General features: G+C 34.8%; 17 protein-coding genes and 5 tRNA genes. 17 read left to right on the top strand and 5 right to left on the bottom strand.

Going from position 1 to position 22718, the window contains the following annotated elements:
- Positions 1–3 precede the first annotated feature (3 nt).
- Together ACKJXD_RS01640 and ACKJXD_RS01635 are read right to left on the bottom strand one after the other, a co-directional pair.
- On the bottom strand, positions 4–1008 hold the full coding sequence (locus tag ACKJXD_RS01640; RefSeq protein WP_294829365.1) for a substrate-binding domain-containing protein: 1005 nt from the start codon (positions 1006–1008) through the stop codon (positions 4–6).
- Between the two features lie 390 nt (positions 1009–1398).
- Complete coding sequence (locus ACKJXD_RS01635; RefSeq protein ID WP_430875333.1) at positions 1399–3516, bottom strand: alpha-galactosidase; 2118 nt, start codon at positions 3514–3516, stop codon at positions 1399–1401.
- A 229-nt stretch (positions 3517–3745) separates the two neighbouring features.
- On the opposite strand from ACKJXD_RS01635, the gene ACKJXD_RS01630 reads away from it, so the two are divergent.
- The 7 genes from ACKJXD_RS01630 (at position 3746) to ACKJXD_RS01600 (ending at position 6137) form a co-directional block, all read left to right on the top strand.
- The gene (locus ACKJXD_RS01630) at positions 3746–4360 is read left to right on the top strand and encodes a TIGR04211 family SH3 domain-containing protein (protein ID WP_220215482.1); all 615 of its coding nucleotides are present in this window, start codon (positions 3746–3748) and stop codon (positions 4358–4360) included.
- Between the two features lies 1 nt (position 4361).
- Positions 4362–5459, top strand: coding sequence for a multifunctional CCA tRNA nucleotidyl transferase/2'3'-cyclic phosphodiesterase/2'nucleotidase/phosphatase (locus ACKJXD_RS01625; RefSeq protein ID WP_430875332.1), 1098 nt, complete (start codon positions 4362–4364; stop codon positions 5457–5459).
- Positions 5460–5576: 117 nt separating this feature from the next.
- Positions 5577–5653: transfer RNA gene (locus ACKJXD_RS01620), tRNA-Met, on the top strand.
- Positions 5654–5690: 37 nt separating this feature from the next.
- A tRNA-Leu gene (locus ACKJXD_RS01615) sits at positions 5691–5775 on the top strand.
- A 25-nt stretch (positions 5776–5800) separates the two neighbouring features.
- Positions 5801–5875 (top strand) — tRNA-Gln (locus tag ACKJXD_RS01610).
- A gap of 75 nt (positions 5876–5950) precedes the next feature.
- Positions 5951–6036 (top strand) — tRNA-Leu (locus ACKJXD_RS01605).
- A 26-nt stretch (positions 6037–6062) separates the two neighbouring features.
- Positions 6063–6137: transfer RNA gene (locus ACKJXD_RS01600), tRNA-Gln, on the top strand.
- Positions 6138–6340: 203 nt separating this feature from the next.
- Here the strand turns inward: ACKJXD_RS01600 and ACKJXD_RS01595 are convergent.
- From ACKJXD_RS01595 to ACKJXD_RS01585, 3 genes are all read right to left on the bottom strand, one after another.
- On the bottom strand, positions 6341–7756 hold the full coding sequence (locus ACKJXD_RS01595) for a hypothetical protein (RefSeq protein WP_294825881.1): 1416 nt from the start codon (positions 7754–7756) through the stop codon (positions 6341–6343).
- Between the two features lie 307 nt (positions 7757–8063).
- Positions 8064–8864: a YdgH/BhsA/McbA-like domain containing protein gene (locus ACKJXD_RS01590; RefSeq protein WP_220215479.1), complete on the bottom strand. Its 801-nt coding sequence runs from the start codon at positions 8862–8864 to the stop codon at positions 8064–8066.
- A 322-nt stretch (positions 8865–9186) separates the two neighbouring features.
- Positions 9187–9795: an NUDIX hydrolase gene (locus ACKJXD_RS01585; RefSeq protein ID WP_430875331.1), complete on the bottom strand. Its 609-nt coding sequence runs from the start codon at positions 9793–9795 to the stop codon at positions 9187–9189.
- An 88-nt stretch (positions 9796–9883) separates the two neighbouring features.
- On the opposite strand from ACKJXD_RS01585, the gene ACKJXD_RS01580 reads away from it, so the two are divergent.
- From ACKJXD_RS01580 to purD, 10 genes are all read left to right on the top strand, one after another.
- Positions 9884–12376 (top strand): class I adenylate cyclase, encoded by a 2493-nt coding sequence (locus ACKJXD_RS01580; protein ID WP_430875330.1) that lies wholly within the window; start codon positions 9884–9886, stop codon positions 12374–12376.
- Between the two features lie 210 nt (positions 12377–12586).
- A complete protein-coding gene (gene rpoE / locus ACKJXD_RS01575) occupies positions 12587–13159 on the top strand; it encodes an RNA polymerase sigma factor RpoE (RefSeq protein ID WP_220215476.1) in 573 nt (190 codons plus the stop codon).
- Positions 13160–13210: 51 nt separating this feature from the next.
- A complete protein-coding gene (locus ACKJXD_RS01570) occupies positions 13211–13771 on the top strand; it encodes an RseA family anti-sigma factor (RefSeq protein ID WP_220215475.1) in 561 nt (186 codons plus the stop codon).
- Positions 13772–13777: 6 nt separating this feature from the next.
- Positions 13778–14782, top strand: coding sequence for a MucB/RseB C-terminal domain-containing protein (locus ACKJXD_RS01565; RefSeq protein WP_220215474.1), 1005 nt, complete (start codon positions 13778–13780; stop codon positions 14780–14782).
- A 135-nt stretch (positions 14783–14917) separates the two neighbouring features.
- Positions 14918–16714, top strand: coding sequence for a translation elongation factor 4 (gene lepA / locus ACKJXD_RS01560; RefSeq protein WP_220215473.1), 1797 nt, complete (start codon positions 14918–14920; stop codon positions 16712–16714).
- Positions 16715–16734: 20 nt separating this feature from the next.
- Positions 16735–17736: a signal peptidase I gene (gene lepB, locus ACKJXD_RS01555; RefSeq protein WP_294825872.1), complete on the top strand. Its 1002-nt coding sequence runs from the start codon at positions 16735–16737 to the stop codon at positions 17734–17736.
- A gap of 5 nt (positions 17737–17741) precedes the next feature.
- Positions 17742–18422 carry a ribonuclease III gene (gene rnc / locus ACKJXD_RS01550; RefSeq protein WP_220215471.1) on the top strand — a complete coding sequence of 227 codons (681 nt, stop codon included), beginning with the start codon at positions 17742–17744 and terminating at the stop codon, positions 18420–18422.
- Complete coding sequence (gene era, locus ACKJXD_RS01545) at positions 18419–19324, top strand: GTPase Era (protein ID WP_220215470.1); 906 nt, start codon at positions 18419–18421, stop codon at positions 19322–19324. The genes rnc and era overlap by 4 nt, the downstream gene beginning before the upstream one ends.
- A 372-nt stretch (positions 19325–19696) precedes the next feature.
- The gene (gene purH / locus ACKJXD_RS01540; RefSeq protein WP_430875329.1) at positions 19697–21289 is read left to right on the top strand and encodes a bifunctional phosphoribosylaminoimidazolecarboxamide formyltransferase/IMP cyclohydrolase; all 1593 of its coding nucleotides are present in this window, start codon (positions 19697–19699) and stop codon (positions 21287–21289) included.
- A gap of 46 nt (positions 21290–21335) precedes the next feature.
- Positions 21336–22628 (top strand): phosphoribosylamine--glycine ligase, encoded by a 1293-nt coding sequence (gene purD, locus ACKJXD_RS01535; protein WP_430875328.1) that lies wholly within the window; start codon positions 21336–21338, stop codon positions 22626–22628.
- Positions 22629–22718: the final 90 nt, after the last annotated feature.

Below are 22718 nucleotides of genomic sequence, written 5' to 3'. Positions count from 1 at the left end.
AATTTAACCTATAGAACTGACGGAATAGCGTTTGGTTAACGTAGGTGAAAACACGTTTACTAAATTGCTTGATGGCTCTTCACCTTTGGCTAGAATTAATGCTAGTTCAGCAGCTTGTTCAGCCATTGCATGTAATGGATATCTCACGGTTGTTAATTTGGGATGCAGATAATTAGCAATTAAAATGTCATCGAAGCCAATTATTGATACATCGGTGGGAATTTTTAAATCGTTATCATATAAGATGGACATCGCTCCGGCAGCCATAGAGTCGTTATAACAAGCAACGGCAGTTATTTTGCGGTTTCGTTCTAACAATGATTTCATGGCTTGTTCTCCGCCTAATTCATTTGGTGATGAAAAGGCGATAAGATTGTGATCGATTTCTATATTGTGTTCTGTTAATGCATCCTTGTAGCCATTTAAACGATCTGAAGAATCTGTAATTTCATGATCAGAACATAAATACCCAATTTTTTTGTGACCATTTTGAATCAAATGTTTTACACCTAAATATGATCCATAACGATCATCTAAAGCGATACAACGTTTTTCATATCCTTTAATAATTCGGTTTATCAAAACCATTCCAGGAACTTGTTGCATTAATTTGATGAGGGTTTCATCTGTCAACATTTTCGCATGAACAACTAATGATGAACAACGATGCTCGATAAGTTGAGTAATGGCATTATATTCCTGTTTTTCATTATGATAACCATTACCGATCAACAAAAAATGTCCAGTTCGAGATGCGACTTTTTCAACGGTTGTGACCATATAACCGAAAAATGGATCGGAAACATCCGCAACGACAATACCGATAGTATTAGAATTTTGTTGTGATAACGCTCGTGCATTAGCATCTGGATAGTAATTTAAAGTTTCCATGGCTTTTTTTACGATTTCTCGCGTATTATCACTAACATTATTTGCGTTATTAATAACGCGAGATACTGTTGCAACTGAAACTTTTGCTAAATATGCAACATCTTTTATTGTCGCCATAAAAAAAACCTTTTTCATAAATTACTTCAACTAAAAATGATTACTGAAACTATACCTGTGTTCTGTAATTTTTATAATTAAAGTTTGTCAACATAGAGCATTGTCGAATATCAACGATAAAAACGAAAAGGCTTGTAAAGCGGGAGGGAACCTTCATTTAAAATATCTTTTACTTACATCTTTAAGTTGATTCAGTTTATAATACTCTAGAAATTTGACTTAACTTGTTATTATTCCTAATTAATTATAATAAAGTAAAAAAGTCTATTTGCCAATAACTCGATTTACACCTGAATCGGTTCACCTTAAAATTTGTTAACAAATTGAATTAAAAATTAGGTTCTGTTTCAAATTTTTTAAAATTGTAAATTATTTGTAATGTCTTTAAAGTTATTCTTTTCTAAGACTAATTAACATTGCTGTCGCTGGGTCTAAAACAGGTAAAGGTAAGCCAATATTCATTAACCATTCTCCTGATAATGTTGTTTGAACAGTCATCCAGCGAGGTAGTGCTTTCATTACATGCCCATTAATTTTAGGATCAATATTGTCTGGCATATCAAGAATTTCAATCCTGTAAAATTTATCTGCAAGTAAACCTGTTAAGCGTAAGTTTCCACTTAAAGCATAAGTGGGTAAAATCAACTGTGCAATAATAAACGCTGCTTCTGTTTGATCTTCACTTACAACCCCATAACTTTGCATTGCAAGGCTATCATCGACATCTAAGCGATAACTTTTACCATTATGCAATAAATGACGTAATTTTTTATGTAAATTTATATAGTGGGAAAAAGCTTGTTGTTCTTTTTCTGACTCTTTAACCGGATCAAGTTCAACGCCCATATGACCAAATAAAGCTGTTAGTCCCCGAAGATTCATATCGAGTTCACGAAACGTGGTGTGACACAAAGCACCACCAATGTGCGCGCCCATCACTTCAGGAGGAAAGAAGTAACTCATGCCTCGTTGAATCGTTTGTCTATCTAATGCATCATTAGAATCTGAAGCCCAAAAACGTTGAGTCCTTTTCAAAATTTCATAGTCTATTCGACCACCACCAGATGAACATGATTCAATTTCAACATTAGGAAATTTTTTACGTAAAATATCGAGTAAACGATACAATGCTTTTGTTTGTCCAACGATAGCTGGATTGCCATTGTGACCAGGTTGAACAATTTCTCGATTCATATCCCATTTGATATAATCTATATCATAACTACCCAACAACCAAGTTAATCTTTCAAGTAAATAATCAAACACATCAGGATTTTGCAAATCAAGTAAATATTGATGACGACCTTCTGGCTGTTGATACCCCGATAATTCAAGTAACCAATCAGGATGAGCACGATAAAGATCTGAATTTTTATTGATCATCTCAGGTTCAACCCATATACCAAATTCCATACCGAGATCTTTCACATGTTTTATCACCGGCTCAAGACCATTAGGATATTTTCGTTCATCAAGATACCAGTCTCCTAAACCTTGATAGTCATCGTCTCGTTTTCCGAACCAGCCATCATCAATAATAAAACGTTCAACACCAATTTGTGCCGCTTTTGTTGCCATCTTCATGATGTAATCGGGGTTATGGTCAAAAAAGATGCCTTCCCAAGTATTTAAATGTACCGGACGAGCTTTATTTTGTGGAAAATTAATTATATTGTTGCGTAAATATTGATGGAAATGATGGCTCATTTTATTTAAACCTTCATCACTATATGTACTATATAGCCAAGGTGTATCAAGTGTTTCACCTTTGGCTAACGATATTTCACCTGCAAGATATAGCGCTTCTGCCTGAATAAAACGTTTACCATTGCTTTTTACCGCAACTTGAATACGATGATTACCGCTCCAACCTAAATGAAATCCCCAAACTTCGCCAGTTTGTTCTTTAAATCCATTTGTACCAACAATCATTCCTGGAAAGTATTCATGTGAAGTTCTTCCTCGGCGATTTTCTTGTAAATATCCGCAGTGTTCTATTTTTGTTCTATGTGGGTAAAATTCTTTTATCCAACGACCGTGGAAAGCCATTAATTCTTGTGCTCTTTCGGGAATGGGGATGGTGATTGAAAGTCGGTTTACTTGATAAGGTTGCTCACCTAAATTTGTTAAACTATTTTTACATTGTAAAACACCACTATTATCAAGAATAAACTGACAGGTTAAACGTAAATTGACTATTTCATCTTCACTGATAATAGTAATATTATTATCATTTTCAATAACTTCTTTTGTTTTAAAAACGGGAGACCAATCTTTACCATTTCTATGCCCTTCAAGACCTGGTGTACTAAAATTACCTAATCCTTCTTCAGGGCAAAGCGTAAATGGTACATTGACATCAATACGTGAATTGGGAACAGCAGACATACACATTTCAACATTTTCTGGTTGAAAGTGATGTAATCGTTTTCCAAAGTAGCAAAGTTCAGCATAGGGGGTAGTGCGTAAAAGGATATCTATACGGTTGTTATTAAGGCGATAGTTCATAAATACTCCAAAGTTTATGTCTTTTGAAATAAGATATCGATTATTTTTTAATAGGGGAATAACATTTTTTTTAATGTGTGATTCAGATCGCATAAAAATGTAATCGTTTCCATTCATCGGAATGAATTCGTAATGATTAATTTAAAAGCATAAATAGTAAAATGATTATGCGAAAAGATAATTTTTTATGTTATTATGTAAATATTTATGGATGATTAGTTGAATTTTTATGAAAAAACAGAATATTATTACTCTTATTTCTTTTATTGCATTAGCTTTCAATGCTAGTGCTGTTGAAAAATATGTTGTCGATGAAGTTGAAGTTTATTTACGACGTGGTCCAAGTCAGCAACATGCTTTTTCTGGTACCATTAAAAGTGGTTCTAAAGTCAATGCGTTTGAAAGAAGCGCAGACGGTAAATACACAAGAATCCAGCTTAAAAATGGTAATGCTGCTTGGATTGAAACAGCCAAGCTGAGCGATCAGCCTAGTCTAAAAACACGTATTCCTGATTTAGAAGCAAAAATAGCTGAATATAAAGATAAAGTTGATAATGCCGAGCAGTATCAACAAAAAATGGTCAGTGATTATGTTCAGAAATTACGCACATCTGAAGAATTGGTTCAAACATTAAAACGTAAAAATAGTGAATTAGAATCGCAAGTAAAAACACAGGGAGCGCAATTGGAATCAATGCTAAATCAAGTTGATGATAAACGCCGTGACCTTATCATTACTTGGTTTACATATGGTGGGCTTGTTGCTGGTGGCGGATTCTTGTTGGGTCTCATTTTACCGATCATTCTTCCTCGTCGCCGTAAAAAAGACCGTTGGATGCGTTAAAATGAGTGAAATCTACCTTGTTGGTGGCTCCGTTCGAGATAAACTTCTTGGATTACCTGTAATCGATAATGATTGGGTAGTGGTAGGGGCGACCCCTGATGAACTTATATCATTAGGATTTGAACAAGTTGGTAGAGATTTTCCCGTTTTTTTACATCCTATAACTAAAGAAGAATACGCTTTGGCTCGTACAGAGCGTAAATCTGGTAAAGGATATAATGGATTCATTTGTGATTTCGGTAAAGATATCACCTTAGAACAAGATTTAATCCGTCGAGATTTAACTATCAATGCCATTGCTATGGATGATAAGGGCAATATTGTGGATCCTTATCATGGTGTTGATGACCTTAATCATAAATTATTACGACATGTGTCTGTTGCGTTTAGAGAAGATCCTTTACGTATTTTGCGAGTCGCGCGATTTGCTGCTCGCTACCATAAATTAGGTTTTGTCATTGCGCATCAGACCATGGATTTAATGAAAGAGATGGTTTCAATAGGCGAAGTTAGCTTTCTTACTGCTGAACGCGTTTGGAAAGAAACTGAAAAAGCTCTATCGACGGAAGATCCTCAAATTTATTTTCAAGTTCTAGAGCAGTGTGGTGCGCTTTCAATTTTATTTCCAACATTAAATTTATCTGATGATTTAATCGATGCTTTAAAAAAATCGGTACAACTAACCAAAGAGCTTACTATTCGTTTTAGTGTTTTATGTGGCAATTTAGCTGATAAAAAATCGGTTGAACTATTATGTAATCAAATTAAGGTCCCTAACCATTATTCTAAAATGGCGCTCATGGTTCAACAATATTGGAAGAAAGTTGCTAATGCTGAGAAACTTACGACTGAAGAAATATTGAATTTGTTTAATGGTATTGATGTCTGGCGTAATCCCCAACACCTTAGACAGTTAGTTATAGCGAGTGAAGCGTTGAGTAAACAGAATACCTTTCCGCAAGCCGAATATCTTGAAAAAGCTTATCACATCGCTAATGATGTCGATGTAAAGAATATTATTGCCGAAGGATATACGGGTAAATCAATTGGTATTGAGTTACAAAAAAAACGAAATGAAGCGTTATTAAACTGGATCTGATTGTAACTTAATCACTCATCACTTTTTTTTAAAATATCTTAAAAAAAGGGTTGACGATTTGCCGTAACACAAGCATAATGCGCCTCGCAGTGTTGGTTATGACGTTGCGAATGAAATGGCTACGTAGCTCAGCTGGTTAGAGCACATCACTCATAATGATGGGGTCACAGGTTCGAATCCCGTCGTAGCCACCATTAAGATTAAGTTATACTTTTACCGGAAGTATATCATGCGGGTGTGGCGAAATTGGTAGACGCACCAGATTTAGGTTCTGGCGCCGCGAGGCGTGGGGGTTCAAGTCCCTTCACCCGCACCATTTTAATCTTAATGTTATCCTTTATTGGGGTATAGCCAAGCGGTAAGGCAGCGGGTTTTGATCCCGCCACGCCCAGGTTCGAATCCTGGTACCCCAGCCATTCCAATCTGCGTTTTTTGGTATCTATTAGTTAATCTGTTTTATCTCTGTTTGTTACTTTCTTGAGTATTCCAATACGGGTATGGCGGAATTGGTAGACGCGCTAGATTCAGGTTCTAGTTCCGAAAAGGTGTGCGAGTTCAAATCTCACTACCCGTACCACTAGATATCTTTTTCCTGAATAATATTGGGGTATAGCCAAGCGGTAAGGCAGCGGGTTTTGATCCCGCCATGCCCAGGTTCGAATCCTGGTACCCCAGCCATTTATTCTGCTTTTCTAAACATAAACAATTAATAATTCCTATATTTCTCATAAGATTAAACCTAAGTCTTAACAAATGGTGTCTAAAATTGACTTTCATTCAATAATCTTTAATCCTTCTATTTCTTGAAAAACATTTAGCTTTTTTGTTTTTTCCACATATAAAAAATGTGTTTTAACAATAAATATTAGACGTAGAATTACTTATTTCAACACACAAACAAAATTAATTGGTTCATCTTTTGCTATCCATTCAATCGCACCTATAGATGGTCCTACGGCATATTGATTATTCATATCCCTTTGTTCAGATGTCCAATATAAAATATTTTTAGGAAAGTTATTACCCGGATAAGCATGATAATATTGATTTTGTTCATTGGTGATATCACCCCATTCAGCAAAAAGACTATTTCCAACTTTTCGATAATAATGATTACTGTTGACTGCCAAACAATTATTAGAATTGTTATCTGATTTACACGCTCCTGAAGTGATGAGTGTTTGATCACTATTGGTAAAGTCTTCAATTGTTGGAACAACATAATTACCTTGGCAAGCCTGTGAACTTTGGTCATAAGTTGTTGCACTCAAATTAGATGTGACAAACCATTTATTAATTGTAAAAGAGTATATTTCATTATCATTGGACTTAATTGAAAAAGTCGGTTTGTTAGTCGCTTTACCAGTTAAATGAAATTGAAGCGCTGTATTAACTAAGTAGTCATCAATATCATTATCTTTAAGAAGATTTGTTGTCAGATTTACACCATTAGAGTTTGTTGATGTTGAAATGGTTGATAAATCAAATGGAACACCTGCAAAAGACATGGTGAATTGGGCATGATCAAATCCAGTTGTTGGAAAACCGCCTGATCGTACCTTATTCACGAGACCTGAATCATAGGTGTATTCGTTATCTTCACCCCAAGTCAGTTTAGCCCAGTCTCCCGTATAATCTCGACCTTCGAAAACAAATGAGTAAGCTATAGACGGTTTAGCAGCGCACACTGTGGGTTTTATCGCATTATAAATAAAGAAGTCGTGTTTAGGATTTGCATAAACTCTAAAGTTGGGCACACCAAATTCAGTAACTAGCACAACAGGTCCTGATATTCGGATATAAGGATTCCAACCTAATCGTGCTAGTTCACAAAAGGTTCTATTTCTATCAGGTTCAAGTAATAAAAAAGATTGATTGATGGAGCGGTAAAACCATTCGATATTTAATCCTGCCTCTGGTGGATTTATTTTAATTGGTAGATCACCTTCATCATCAGCAACATTCTTTCTATCACTGTCAACTAACATAGGGTTAAAAGGTAATAATGTCCCTGCTAATCCATAATTGGATTTTAGCAGCGCTAACAGTTGATTTGGTGTCGTTTTGTTTGGGTCGACAGCAGGAAATCCAGATTGTTTTATTGCTATGTTTAAATCATTCATTCCCGAATAGGTCGTACCATTAAATTTTACGCCAAAATAAATAAAATTTGCTTTATCGTATTCACGAGCACCTTCATAACCCACTAAGTCAGGTTGAGTAAAATAAGGCGCAGTACCTTGAATAACTTGAGCTGTTTTAGCATCTAAAGCATAGGTTGTTGAGCTAATTAACATAATGATAAAACAATAGTGATTTAATATTTTTTTCGTAATATGGAAATATCGTTTAATCCTAACATTTTTTAATAACATACGTTTCCCAACCGTTTTAATGCAATGATTGAAAATTAGAAATAACGAATCTTTTTTGAATTATATTTTTTAATAAATTTAGAAATATATTGTATTAACAAATAAATTATTAAACAGCTAAAGGTTGGCTTTTAAATCAATATTATTCATTAGTTGAATATATTAAGATTTTATGTTTTCCACGGGTTAAAGTAATCCTCTAACACGTGGAAAATGCAATTAAAATATTTTATTTGTATAAATTAACATAGATTGTTTGTGCAGTATTGGCTGGATTGGTTGAAACCTCTTTAACATAATAAAATTGAGCACCGTTAGCAATTGCATGTTTTTGTGCGGCGGCACTTACTTCTGTTGTATTGTTAAATACACCATGGAAAACAATTGTTGCATAAGGTTTCATTGTTTTAAATGCATCACTACTGATTTCATAAGCATTTTCACCTGCAATTGCTTTTGTGACAATATAATCTCTTACAGGTGCATCTTTTTTGTATAAAGCAACTTCAATATCTTGTGATTGATTTTTTAAATTAGAAGGCTCGATTGAGCTGATGTAAAATGCATAAGCATCTTTTTCTGCTGCTATTTTGCTAGCTTCAGTAGTTATTTCGGAAGTATTGTTAAAACTTCCTTTAAATTTAACAATTTCAAATGGTAAATAATAAAGCGCTTTGTTACGTTCATAAGCGACAATACCGTTGTATGTCGTTTCTTCTTCATTTAATGTTATCGGTGCATTTGATTGATAAATATCAGCATAAACAATAGCAGAATCAGCTGAATTTGATGTTTCTGCTGCTTCAAGTGCAGTAATATGATAATACTTAGCTCCAGCTTCATCGGCAGCTTTTGAAATATCATCTGCTGCATTTTGGGCCTGCAAATAATTACCCGTTACCGAAATTTCTTTCATCGGAATTAAATGACTACTTTCTTCGTCAGTTAATGGTAATGCAGCATAAACATTTACAAAAGGTAAAGATAATAATACAGCAAATGCAATTGATGATTTATTGAAACGTTTCATGATAATACCCTTATTTTTAAATGATTGAAATTGATAATCAATGTTTAACCGTTATTCATTGGGTAGAGATGAAATCTATAAAAGAGAGTGTTGAAATCTTAAGTTGCTCTCAGATATTGTCTTTTTTTACTTTTAAAAGTATTCAGACTTAAAGTTGCTAACGAGAGATAATTGAACAACGTTATCTATTAAAAATATTTACGGAGTGATTCTCAAGGATTTTTGTTATATTGATATGTTGTTTAGCATTATTTGCTAAAATTGCAATCAGTAATAGTTTTTTTATTCTGACAAATAACACGATGTTTATTTATTATTTTTATCAACGAATTGTGTTAATAAAATCATATAAAACTTGAGCTGTTAATCCCCAAATAATATGGTTATTGTAGGCATAATACAAGATGTTATGATCAGATCTTTTTTGCCATTCTGAGGTGATATTAGGTAATAGGTGAAAAGGAAAGTTATCCGCACCTTTATGACCCAGATTTATTATGGAATGTTGAGGTGAATTATTTATAAACCATTCTATCGGCACGGTAAAAACCTCTTCAACTTCATTGGTATTCAGTTTAAGGTTGGCTAATGTGGTTATTTGACCTACAAATGGGTAAATCATCAATCCGAATGAAGCAATAAATTTAGGTAATTCACCTAAAATAAATATTTCACTCAATGGGATACCTAATTCTTCGCAAGTTTCTCGTTTGGCAGTCTGTTCTGGAGTTAAATCTGAGTCATCCATGCGTCCGCCTGGAAAACAAATATCACCCGGCTGCCATCTTAGCTTTTTTGACCTAACTTGAAATAATAGCGCTAATTTTCCTTCAATATTGACAATGGGAAGTAAAACAGCAGCTTTATCTTTCGTATATTTGCTGTTATTTCGCTTTTTTATTCGTTGGGTAATGTTTTCTAGGGTAATCATGGCCGTTTCATTGTTGTGTTTAAAATTTTTATTCTATTTACCTTCTACTCATAAAATGTTAGATTTAGAAAGTCCGTAAGGAGTTCATGTGTCTAATCTAGATAATGCTATGCAATATAATATTAGTAACGTAAAAAAAGAACTTAAACATCTTGTTCATCTTAAACATGAACGTGCTTTGGCTGGAATGTCAGTTGAATTTAAACGTGTATTTTCGTTGCTACCTGCTATTTTTCATTTTAATGATCCAAAATTACCTGGCTTTCACCAATTAGATACTCCATGCGGTATTGCTTTTTATCAAATACCAGATTCAATTTGTGCTCAGCTTAAAAATGATTTTGATTTTGTTTGTACTGAAGAAAATTCCATTCCATCAATATCTGCATTATATTCGATGGGAAGTACATGTTCTATCGGTCAATCAATAGAGTCAGATCTTGATATTTGGGTCTGTGTAGAAAGTAATTTATCTGAAACAAGAAAGCAAGCTTTAAATGAAAAATGTCGACAGGTTGAACAATGGGCAAAGCAACAAAATGTTAAGTTAACACTATTTGTGGTAGATGTTGATCGTTTTATTAATAATCATCATGAATGTTTGATGGGTGAAAACTGTGGTTCGGCACAACATATTTTATTACTTGAAGAGTTTTATCGAACTGCAACACTATTAGCTGGAAAATATCTATTGTGGTTTGTTGTTCCACATAATTTTACGATTAACAATATAAAATATCCTACCTATAAACAATGCGTGAAAGCTTTAATTGAGTTGGATTTGATAAACAGAGATGAATGGTTAGATTTCGGACCATTAACAGGGTTATCAGCAGAAGAGTATTTTGGAGCCAGTTTATGGCAACTTTATAAAAGTATTGATTCACCATTTAAAGCTGTGTTAAAAACATTATTGCTAGAAGCTTATTCTTGGATATACCCCGAAAATAGACCTATTGCCTACGAAATGAGGAAATCTATTCAAGAATTTAACTCTCAGAAAGGAATCAACCTAGATTCTTATTATATGCTTTTAGAAAGAATAACCGCTTATCTTGTCGAAATTAAGGATTTCGAACGGCTCGAGCTGATAAGAATGTGTTTCTATCTTAAAGTGAATGAAAAATTATCTCAAACTCAATACATATCTTCATGGCGACGTGAAGTATTAGAAAATATCGTTAAAGAGTGGGGGTGGAGCTTCGAACGTATAGCAAAACTTGATTCAAGCCATACGTGGAAAATTGAACAAGTTCGTGAAATGCATGAAATACTATTACAAACGATGATGACGGGATATCGTAATTTATTAAATTTTGGTCGTCGCAATAATTTAGATTCTATTATAAGCCCGCAAGATATGGCTGTTTTAACCCGTAAACTTTATGCATCCTACGAAGTATTGCCGGGTAAAATAACTACCTTAAAACTTAATATTTCTAATAATTTGCAAGAAGAAGCGTTAACGTTTATTCACGTAAAAGAAGATCGAATAAATCGAGCGGGTTGGTATGTTTATAACCAAAAACCTGAATTAGAATCTATTTCAGGTCATCAATATCTTGAGTACAGTAAATATCTTGTTAAATTAGTTGGATGGTGTTATTTCAATGGTTTGATAGCGGACACAACCGAATTTCATTATCGAGATGGTGATGAGCAAGGTAATACAAAAATTAATAAATTTATTGAAAACTTGAAAGAATATTTTCCTATTGAAGTCCCTGCTGCAACTGAAGAACAACTTTATGGTCCATGCGAAATTCGCCATTTAGCTATTATTTTAAATCTTGAAGATGATCCTAGTACAAATTTAGATATTGAATTTGAGATAAGTAAGAATGTTTTGAACTATGGTAAAAAAGAACTTAGTTTAGTGGGGTCAGTTGATTTACTATACCGAAATTCCTGGAATGAGATTCGGGTATTGCATTTTAGTGGTTCGCTATGTGTATTAGAAGCCATCAAAACGCTCCTTAATCGAATGCATAAAGATGCAGATCTACCAGATTTAATGGAGATCTTTTGCTACAGTAAATACCTCGGTAATGAAATAAAACAACAAATGAAGAAATTAATGGATGAATGTATTGAATTACGTTTAACCACAACCCAGAATAATTCGACGCAAGTTAAACCATTGCGGATCGATGGATCTTCTTGGTATCTGTTTTTCGAACGACTGGGCGTATCAGTTCATCAATTCGAAAATGCGATCGATTTTTATGGTGCCGTATCGAATAATAAAGTACAAGGTCGACCTTTAAATATGTTAGATCAGACCAATGAATTACCTAAAGAAATTGATAGTGTTGCTTATGAAGGGATCATTCAATTTTTCTTTGAAGATACTGATTCTGGTTTTGATCTTTATATTCTAAACGAAAACAACCAAGTAGAAATTTATCGTAATTGCAATGGAACGAAAGAAAATATGGTCAAAGATATTAATGATTTTTATGTATTATCTGATGATCGTTTTACCTTTAAAACGAGTAGTTCGGTAAATTTTAATCTCCCTCAATTTTATCAAATCACTTATAATGATAAAGGTAAGCGTGAGATCTTTTTATTAAATTAGATCAAATTTTTTGCAATAAATCTCAATAGCGAAATTAATAAAAAATCTATAATTATTATATAGTAACCAATTTGCAAAGCTTATCAATTGGAAAAAAAATAATATTTCTATTAAAATAATGGAACTTTTTTGAAATTTTAGACTCTAACTGTTTAAGTGGACTAATGTGGGCCGATTAACAGTTATTAACATAATGAGGAATGGCCTTTAATGGGGGAGCAAGTAACAGACCAAGTTTTAGTTGATCGTGTATTAAACGGCGATAAAAATGCGTTCAATTTACTTGTGATTCGTTATCAAAATAAGTTAGCTCATTTGGTTTCTCGTTATGTATTAGCATCGGAAGTCCCAGATGTTGTACAAGAAACCTTTATTAAAGCTTATCGATCTTTAAGCTTGTTTAAAGGTGAAAGTGTTTTTTACACTTGGTTATATAGGATAGCTGTTAACACAGCAAAAAATTATTTAACATCTCAAGGACGTAGACCGCCTTCATCTGATATTGATGCAAGTGAGGCGGAGACTTACGAAGGTGCTGAATCGCTCAGGGATTTAGAAAATCCTGAAAATTTAGCACTTTCAGAAGAAGTTAAAAAGGCGGTTTTTGAAGCAATTGATTCACTACCTGATGATTTACGAATCGCAATAACATTGCGTGAAATTGAAGGTTTAAGTTATGAGGAGATTGCAGAAATTATGGACACGCCAGTTGGAACAGTTAGATCACGCATTTTTAGAGCAAGAGATGCGATTGATGAAAAAATAAAACCATTAATTGGTTAGAAAACAATAGTTAAATTGATAATGAATAGTCATAAATTTAAGGTATCTACTATGCAAATAGAACAAAAAGAGCAACTTTCATTACTCATGGATGGCGAGTCTATAGATAATCGTTTTATTGATGAAGTTTCAAAAGATGAATGTTTGCAATCTTGTTGGCATCGCTACCATCTTGTAAGAGAAGCCATGCGAAGTGAATTGCATAGTTGTTCATTAACTATGGATATTTCTAAACAAGTTGCACAAGTCATTGCTAGTGATAATCTTTATAATGAATTGACTGAGCAACCAAATATCCATAACGTCGCTATTCCTAAAAAAGAAAATCTAATTTGGATTCGTTTTAAAGATGCGCTTGCAAAAGTGAGTCAGGTTGGGCTTGCTGCGTGTGTTACTTTAGCTATTATTGCCGGTGTTCAGTATCAACAAAGCCAAACTGAAAATAAAGATGGTGCTCCGATGTTCAATACTGTGCCTGTTGGTGTTAATGTTGCGCCTGTTGGAGGCTTTCAACAGCAAAATGATCAGCAACTGCTTGATAAAAGGCAGTATGATAAAATCAGATTACTTGTACAAGACTACGAATTACAAAAAAGATTAAATGCTCATTAACCTACAATGAAATCTTTATTTAATTTTAGTATTGATATCATTAAAAAGAAGAGTAGCCAATTTATTGCTGCTCTTTCTTTCGTTTTTCTTTCTTTACCTGCCTGTGCTCTAGATAACGATGCCCCTATTTCATTACTCAATAAAATGCGTAATGCGGTTCAAAATCTTGATTACCAAATACACTTTCTTTCTCAGGATAAAAACCAATATGTTACTACCTATGAATATACGCATTTAGGTGCAAAAGAAAAAAAGGATACCAAAGCTCTATTACTATTTTTAGAGGGAGCGGCGAAAGAAATTATTTTACATGATGGAGTTACTAGCTATTTTCAACCAGATAGTGAGTCCTTCTCGATCACTAGCCCTCGCATTGTCGAAGCTTTTCCTGATGTGATTTATAATAATTTTAGTGAACTGGCAGATATCTATGATTTTACTTTATTAGGAAAAACAAGAACTGCAAACCGAAGTGTTCAACTAGTAAAAATGATTGCAAAAGATAGAGATCGCTACAGTTATGTGATATGGATTGATGAAGAGATTCATTTACCTATTCGTATCGATTTATTAGATCAACATAGTGAAGTCATTAGTCAATTTAAAGTCATTGATCTTGATGAAAATTTCGATAAACAAAAAGTTAAAGAGTACCTTGATACTCGAACTTATCCTATTTTATTATCAATTGAAAAACAAGAAAACGTATTAGAAGCTTGGCGTTTAGCATGGCTTCCCAAAGGGTTTAAAGAAATTGCTGCTTATAACGTAAATTTTTATAACTCTGATATAGCAACAAAACTCTATTCAGATGGTGTATTTTCATTCACTGTTAATGTATCATCAGAGCAAGCTAATTTATCTAATCAATTAATACAACAAGGTGGTCGTACTATTTTTTCAACGAATATTGCTCATAAAAATATTATTATCATAGGTAATTTACCTCGTACCACTATAGAGCGCATTGCACAAAATATTGTCGAGAAATCACCGCAAACCTCTCGATAACACTATGCTTAGTAGTGATAAATGTGTAAAATGCTAATCTTTCTTGCTGAATAATTATTATTAATACCGCTTATTATTAAGAAGTATTTAAATAATTAATAGTTTATAACTAAATACAAATTATAATTTATTGATATGAATAAAAATATCCGCAATTTTTCAATTATTGCTCATATTGACCATGGTAAATCCACACTTTCCGACCGCATTATACAAATTTGTGGTGGACTTTCAGATCGTGAAATGGAAGCACAGGTGTTAGATTCAATGGATCTTGAACGTGAACGTGGTATAACTATTAAAGCACAGAGTGTTACCCTAGATTACCATGCAAAAAATGGCGAAACCTATCAACTTAATTTCATCGATACACCAGGACATGTTGATTTTTCTTATGAGGTTTCACGTTCACTTGCTGCATGTGAAGGCGCATTGTTAGTCGTTGATGCAGGACAAGGTGTTGAAGCACAGACACTTGCTAACTGTTATACTGCTTTAGATATGGATCTAGAAGTTGTTCCTGTTTTGAACAAAATTGATTTGCCCGCAGCTGAGCCTGAACGCGTTGCAGAAGAGATAGAAGACATTGTTGGTATTGATGCATCCAATGCGGTTCGATGTTCAGCTAAAACTGGGGTTGGCGTTATTGATGTTTTGGAACAACTTGTTAACGATATTCCCGCACCAGAAGGCGATCCAAACGCACCTTTGCAAGCTTTGATTATTGATTCATGGTTTGATAACTATTTAGGTGTGGTATCGTTAATTCGTATTAAAAATGGTGAATTAAATAAAGGTGACAAAATAAAAGTCATGAGTACAGGCATGACTTACAATGTTGATCGTCTTGGAATATTCACGCCTAAACAAGTTGATAAAACTTGTCTTCATTGTGGTGAAGTGGGTTGGGTTGTTTGTGCAATCAAAGATATTTTAGGTGCTCCGGTTGGTGATACGTTAACATCTGCTAAATCACCAGCAGATAAACCTTTACCTGGTTTCAAAAAAGTAAAACCACAAGTATACGCTGGGTTATTTCCAACGAGTTCTGATGATTATGAAGCTTTCCGAGATGCATTAGGTAAATTAAGTTTGAATGATGCTTCTTTATTTTATGAGCCTGAAAATTCTGGTGCTTTAGGTTTTGGTTTCCGTTGTGGTTTCCTTGGTTTATTACATATGGAAATCATTCAAGAGCGGTTAGAACGTGAATACAATTTAGATTTGATTACAACAGCACCGACAGTTGTGTATGAAGTATTAACCACATCTAATGAAATTATTTACGTCGATAGTCCAGCAAAATTACCAGCAGTGAATAACATAAATGAATTACGTGAACCGATTGCTGAATGTAACATTTTAGTTCCACAAACTTATTTAGGTAATGTGATAACCTTATGTGTCGAAAAGCGCGGTGTACAAACAAATATGGTATATCATGGCAATCAAGTCGCTCTAACTTATGAAATACCTATGACCGAAGTTGTTTTAGACTTTTTTGATAAACTAAAATCAACTTCTCGAGGTTATGCGTCTTTGGATTATAGTTTTAAACGTTTCCAAGTTGCAGATATGGTCAGGTTAGATGTTCTTATTAATGGAGAGCGTGTTGATGCTTTGGCATTAATTACCCACAAGGATAATGCACCTTATCGTGGTCGTGAATTAGTCGAAAAAATGAAAGATCTCATACCAAGACAACAATTTGACATCGCTATTCAGGCTGCAATTGGCAATCATGTTATTGCTCGTTCAACCGTTAAGCAACTACGTAAAAACGTTTTAGCTAAATGTTATGGTGGTGACGTTAGTCGTAAGAAAAAACTTTTACAGAAACAAAAAGAAGGTAAAAAACGCATGAAACAAGTCGGTAATGTTGAATTACCACAAGAAGCGTTTTTAGCTATTTTACATGTCGGTAAAGATTAACCAGCAAAAGAGGGAAAAAAATGGCTAATACATTCGCCATCATATTAACAATAGCAACATTGATAACAGGAATCTTTTGGTTTTTAGAAAAATACCGTTGGAAGCCTGCAAGGCAACGTAAAGTTGAAGAAGTCCGTAAACAGTGTAACGGTGACATCGATGGTAAAGTGCTAGCAGAAGTTGGTAAGCCAAAAGGTTGGGTCGAAAGTTTAGCATCTTTTTTCCCTGTCCTTTTTGTCGTGCTCGTTATTCGATCGTTTTTATATGAACCATTTCAGATTCCTTCAGGATCAATGATGAAAACACTATTAGTGGGTGATTTTATTGCTGTTCAGAAATATTCTTATGGATTACGAGATCCCATCACCAATACCGTCATTATATCAACTGGACATCCTAAACGAGGTGATATCGCTGTTTTTAAACATCCTGATGGTTCAAAATTAGATTTGATTAAAAGGGTTATTGGATTACCTGGCGACAAGATTGTTTACTCTGTGGAACAAAAGAAAATTTTTATCTATCCAGCTTGTAAGAGCACTGATAAAAATTGTATAGGACAAGAGTCAAAACCATTAAATATGAACTATAGCGAACCGAAATTAAGCGATTGGAAACAAGTTAATCGACAAAGTAAATCAAATCCCGATTTTTATACTTTAGAAGATTATAAAGAAAGGGGAATTGTCGATTCCAATTCTTTGAGATCTTTTGATATGCAAGTACAGCAAGAAACTATTGGTGATAATACTCACGATATCTTAACAACAAAAGGAATCATGGAAAAACCAGAATATTTCTTTCACCAAAAAGGGCAACCGATTGCGACTTGGGTTGTACCAGAAGGCAATTATTTCATGATGGGTGATAATCGTGATAATAGTGGCGACAGCCGTTATTTTGGATTTGTGCCTGAATCAAACTTCGTTGGTAAAGCGACAGCAATATGGATTAGCTTTGAAAAACAACCAAATGAATGGCCAACAGGTATTCGCTTTAGTCGTATTGGAGGCATCCACTAGTCGCTATGAGTATTAAAAATTTAAAATCATTGCAACAGTCGATAGGCTATCAATTTCAAAAACTTTCTTTACTTGAATTAGCGCTGACTCATCGAAGTGCGAATAAACGACACAATGAACGCCTAGAGTTTCTAGGCGATTCTATTTTGAGCTTTGTAATTGCAGATGATCTTTTTCATCGATTTAGACAGCAAGATGAAGGTGATTTAAGTCAGATGCGAGCAAGTTTAGTTTGCGGTACAACATTGGCTGAAATAGGCAAAGCATTTAATTTAGGTAACTATCTGATTTTAGGACAAGGTGAATTAAAAAGCGGTGGTTTTCGTCGGGAATCAATTATTGCTGATGCGGTTGAAGCCATTATTGGTGCCATCTATTTAGATAGCGATATTGAAAATGTAAGGCGATTAATACTGTCTTGGTATGAGAGCCGGTTAGTTGAAATTAAACCGGGCGTGAAACAAAAAGATTCAAAAACAAGACTTCAAGAATACTTACAAGGTATACATCAAGAACGACCATGTTATCTGATCCTTGAAGTCACTGGTGATAAACATGAGCAAGAATTTTTGATTCAATGCAAACTTGAAAATGATGACCATCAATATTTAGGGCGAGGACTCAGTCGCCGTAAAGCCGAACAAGCTGCTGCTCAACAAGCACTCAATCAATTAGGTATAAAATGACAGAAACAACACAACATTGTGGATTCGTTGCCATTGTAGGTCGACCAAATGTCGGCAAATCAACATTATTAAATCAATTATTAGGTCAAAAAGTTTCAATTACCTCGCGTAAAGCACAAACAACACGCCATCGTATTGTTGGAATTGATACTCAAGATAATGACCAAATAATTTATATTGACACACCGGGTCTTCACATCGAAGAAAAAAGAGCCATTAATCGCCTTATGAATCGAGCGGCGAGTAGTTCTATTGGTGATGTAGAATTGGTGATTTTTGTCGTTGAGGGGACACACTGGACAGATGATGACGAAATGGTTGCTAACAAATTGAAAGATTGTAAGTCGCCAGTCTTATTAGTGATCAATAAAATTGATAATGTTACTGATAAAACCCAATTGTTACCTCATATTCAAGAAATCAGCCAAAAAATCAATTTTCTTGATGTCGTACCAATTAGCGCTGAAAAGGGTGAGGGCATTGATATCATCAAAGATATTGTGAAAAAACATTTACCGGTTGGGGAACACCATTTTCCAGAAGATTATATTACTGACCGATCGCAACGTTTCATGGCATCCGAAATCATTCGTGAAAAATTAATGCGTTTTTTAGGGGATGAGTTGCCTTATTCGGTAACCGTTGAAATTGAACAATTTAAAGTTGATGAACGTACGGGCATGTATCGTATCAATGGTTTGATATTAGTCGAACGTGATGGTCAAAAGAAAATGGTTATTGGTAATAAAGGTGAAAAGATCAAAAAAATAGGTATTGAAGCTCGAAAAGATATGCAATCTTTTTTTGATACCAAAGTTCACTTAGAGTTGTGGGTAAAAGTCAAAGCTGGTTGGGCTGATGACGAGCGAGCATTACGCAGTCTTGGCTATAGTGACGATTAAATCTCATTACTTAGATATTGGATTAGTTATCAATTAAGTTTTGATTATCTCGCTTATTGATAACTAATTTTGTTTCAACTGAAATTTTATTATGATACGAATTCATTACTATAATTATCAATTTATCCTTTTTTATCAATAAAACAATACTCTTCATTTTTCACTTTGAAAAAAGATTTCCTAAAAATTAAAAAGCTTTTTATATCTTTTCAACAAAAATTTTTAAATATACGTTTGAGATAATATATTAACCTTGCTCGAGATAATTAAATTTATCAGAATATAAACTAATCACTAAACATCGATGATGGTTTTCTATATAATACCGATTCAATTGATTTGGATTTAAAGTCTTAACTTCGGAGCCCCATCATGCAGCAGTTTCGTCCTATTCATCGTGCTTTACTAAGCGTCTCTGACAAAACCGGTATTATCGAATTTGCCCAAGCTCTTCATCAACGAAACGTTGAACTTCTTTCAACGGGTGGTACCGCTAAATTGCTTATGAAACACAATATTCCCGTCATTGAGGTTTCAGACTATACCGGATTTCCTGAGATGATGGAGGGAAGAGTCAAAACGCTTCATCCTAAAATTCATGGCGGAATTTTAGGGCGGCGAGGTTTAGATGATGATGTGATGCATCAACATCAAATTGCACCTATTGATATGGTCGTGGTTAACTTGTATCCCTTTGCTGACACAGTCGCTAAATCAGATTGCCGTTTAGAAGATGCCGTTGAAAATATTGATATCGGTGGACCTACCATGGTGCGTGCAGCGGCTAAAAATCATCAAGATGTTGCTATTGTTGTTGATTACAATGACTATGAGCCCATCATTGAATTGATGGATCAACAACACAATTCCCTTAGCTACCCATATCGTTTTAATTTAGCAATTAAAGCTTTTGAACACACAGCTAAATATGATGGAATGATTGCCAATTATTTTGGGCAATTAGTGCCATCCTATTATGGCGAAACAGATAAACCATCTGGGCAATTTCCACGAACATTAAATCTTCAATTTATCAAAAAACAGGATATGCGCTATGGTGAAAATGCGCACCAAAAAGCGGCTTTTTATATTGATGAAGATATAAAAGAAGTATCGATTGCGACCGCTAAACAGCTACAAGGTAAAGCGCTCTCTTATAACAATATTGCTGATGCAGATGCCGCACTTGAATGCGTTAAATCGTTTGATGAACCTGCGTGTGTGATTGTTAAACACGCTAATCCTTGTGGAGTAGCTGTGAGTGATACCATTTTTAATGCTTACTTAAATGCATTTAAAACCGATCCAACGTCTGCCTTTGGTGGGATTATTGCCTTTAATCGTCCATTAGATGCAAAAACGGCAACCATGATTGTAGAAAACCAATTTGTCGAAGTGATTATAGCTCCGTCAATCAATCAAGATGCGCTTGCCATTACTCAAACTAAACAAAATGTACGCATCTTAGCGTGTGGTCAATGGTCGCAAACACCCAATTGCCGTTTAGATTTCAAACGAGTAAATGGTGGACTGTTAGTTCAGGAACATGATGTGGATATGGTCATCGAAAATCAATTAACGGTGGTGACCAAACGACAACCCACTGACAAAGAACTATCCGATGCACTGTTTTGCTGGAAAGTGGCAAAGTTTGTTAAATCCAATGCCATTGTTTATGCCAAAGACAACATGACCATTGGAATTGGAGCAGGACAAATGAGTCGTGTTTATTCGGCTAAAATAGCCGGTATTAAAGCGCAAGATGAAAATTTAGAAGTAGCAGGCTGTGTGGTCGCATCTGATGCATTTTTTCCATTTAGAGACGGCATTGATGCGGCGGCTAAAGTAGGGGTAACTTGCGTGATTCAACCCGGCGGCTCTATTCGTGATGATGAAGTTATTCAAGCAGCTAATGAACATAATATTGCAATGATTTTTACTAATATGCGTCATTTTAGACATTAATTCTAACAAATTAAAAGTGATTCAATAACAGGTTAAAGGAATGGGGATGAAAGTATTAATTATCGGTAGTGGTGGACGTGAACATGCTTTAGCTTGGAAAGTGGCACAATCACCACTCGTTACAAAAGTGTTTGTTGCACCAGGTAATGCAGGTACTGCACTGGAACCTAATATAGAAAACATTGATATCAAAGCGAATGATCTTGATGGTTTACTCAATTTTGCTCAGCTCCAGCAAATAGACTTAACCGTTGTTGGTCCCGAAAATCCGTTAGTTTTAGGCGTGGTTGATAGCTTTCAAAAGGCAGGATTAAAAATCTTTGGTCCTACTAAATCAGCAGCGCAACTCGAGGGTTCAAAAGCATTTACTAAAGACTTTTTAGCACGACATCATATTCCTACTGCTGAATATCAAAATTTTACTGATATTGAGCCTGCACTTGCTTATCTCAGAAAAAAAGGCGCTCCAATTGTCGTTAAAGCTGATGGACTTGCAGCCGGTAAAGGGGTGATTGTTGCCATGACCCAAAAAGAAGCAGAAGATGCCGTTCGTGACATGCTAGCCGGTAATGCATTTGGTGATGCTGGTCATCGTGTGGTTATTGAAGAGTTTTTAGCGGGAGAAGAAGCCAGTTTTATTGTTATGGTTGACGGTAAGCATGTCGAGCCAATGGCAACAAGTCAAGATCATAAGCGAGTCGGAGACGGTGATACGGGTCTCAATACGGGGGGAATGGGCGCTTACTCTCCAGCCCCTGTTGTGACAGACGAAGTCTTTACCAAAGTCATGGAACAAATCATCTATCCAACTGTAAATGGCATGGCACAAGAAGGCAATGTTTATGTTGGCTTTTTGTATGCAGGATTAATGATTGATAAACAGGGTAACCCCAAAGTAATTGAATTTAATTGTCGCTTTGGCGATCCTGAAACACAGCCGATTATGATGCGTATGCAATCAGATTTAGTTGAATTGTGTCTAGCTGCTGTAAATGGCAAATTAGATACGCTGAAATCTAAATGGGATCCAAGACCTGCCCTTGGCGTGGTGATGGCTGCAGGCGGATATCCTGCTGATTATAATACTCAAGACGTTATAACAGGCTTACCAGTTGAATCAACTGATGATTGTAAAATTTTTCATGCAGGCACGTGTTTGGAAAAAGGTCGGGTTTATACTAATGGTGGACGCGTGCTTTGTGTTACCGCTTTAGGAAATACAGTACTGGAAGCTCAGCAACGTGCTTATCAGCACGTTGATAAAATCCATTGGCATGGCTGTTTTTATCGTCATGATATCGGTTATCGCGCCATTGAACGTGAAAAAAACACTCAATAGATAACTAAAACATGATTGAATTTATGTCAGTTATAGACTTAAAAGAGCCGAATGATATTCGGTTTTAATTTTAATAATTTAGTTTTGTTT

It is taken from the genome of Gilliamella sp. G0441 (assembly GCF_050589305.1).
Lineage (GTDB): Bacteria > Pseudomonadota > Gammaproteobacteria > Enterobacterales > Orbaceae > Gilliamella.
This window is presented reverse-complemented; position numbering and strand designations above follow the sequence as displayed.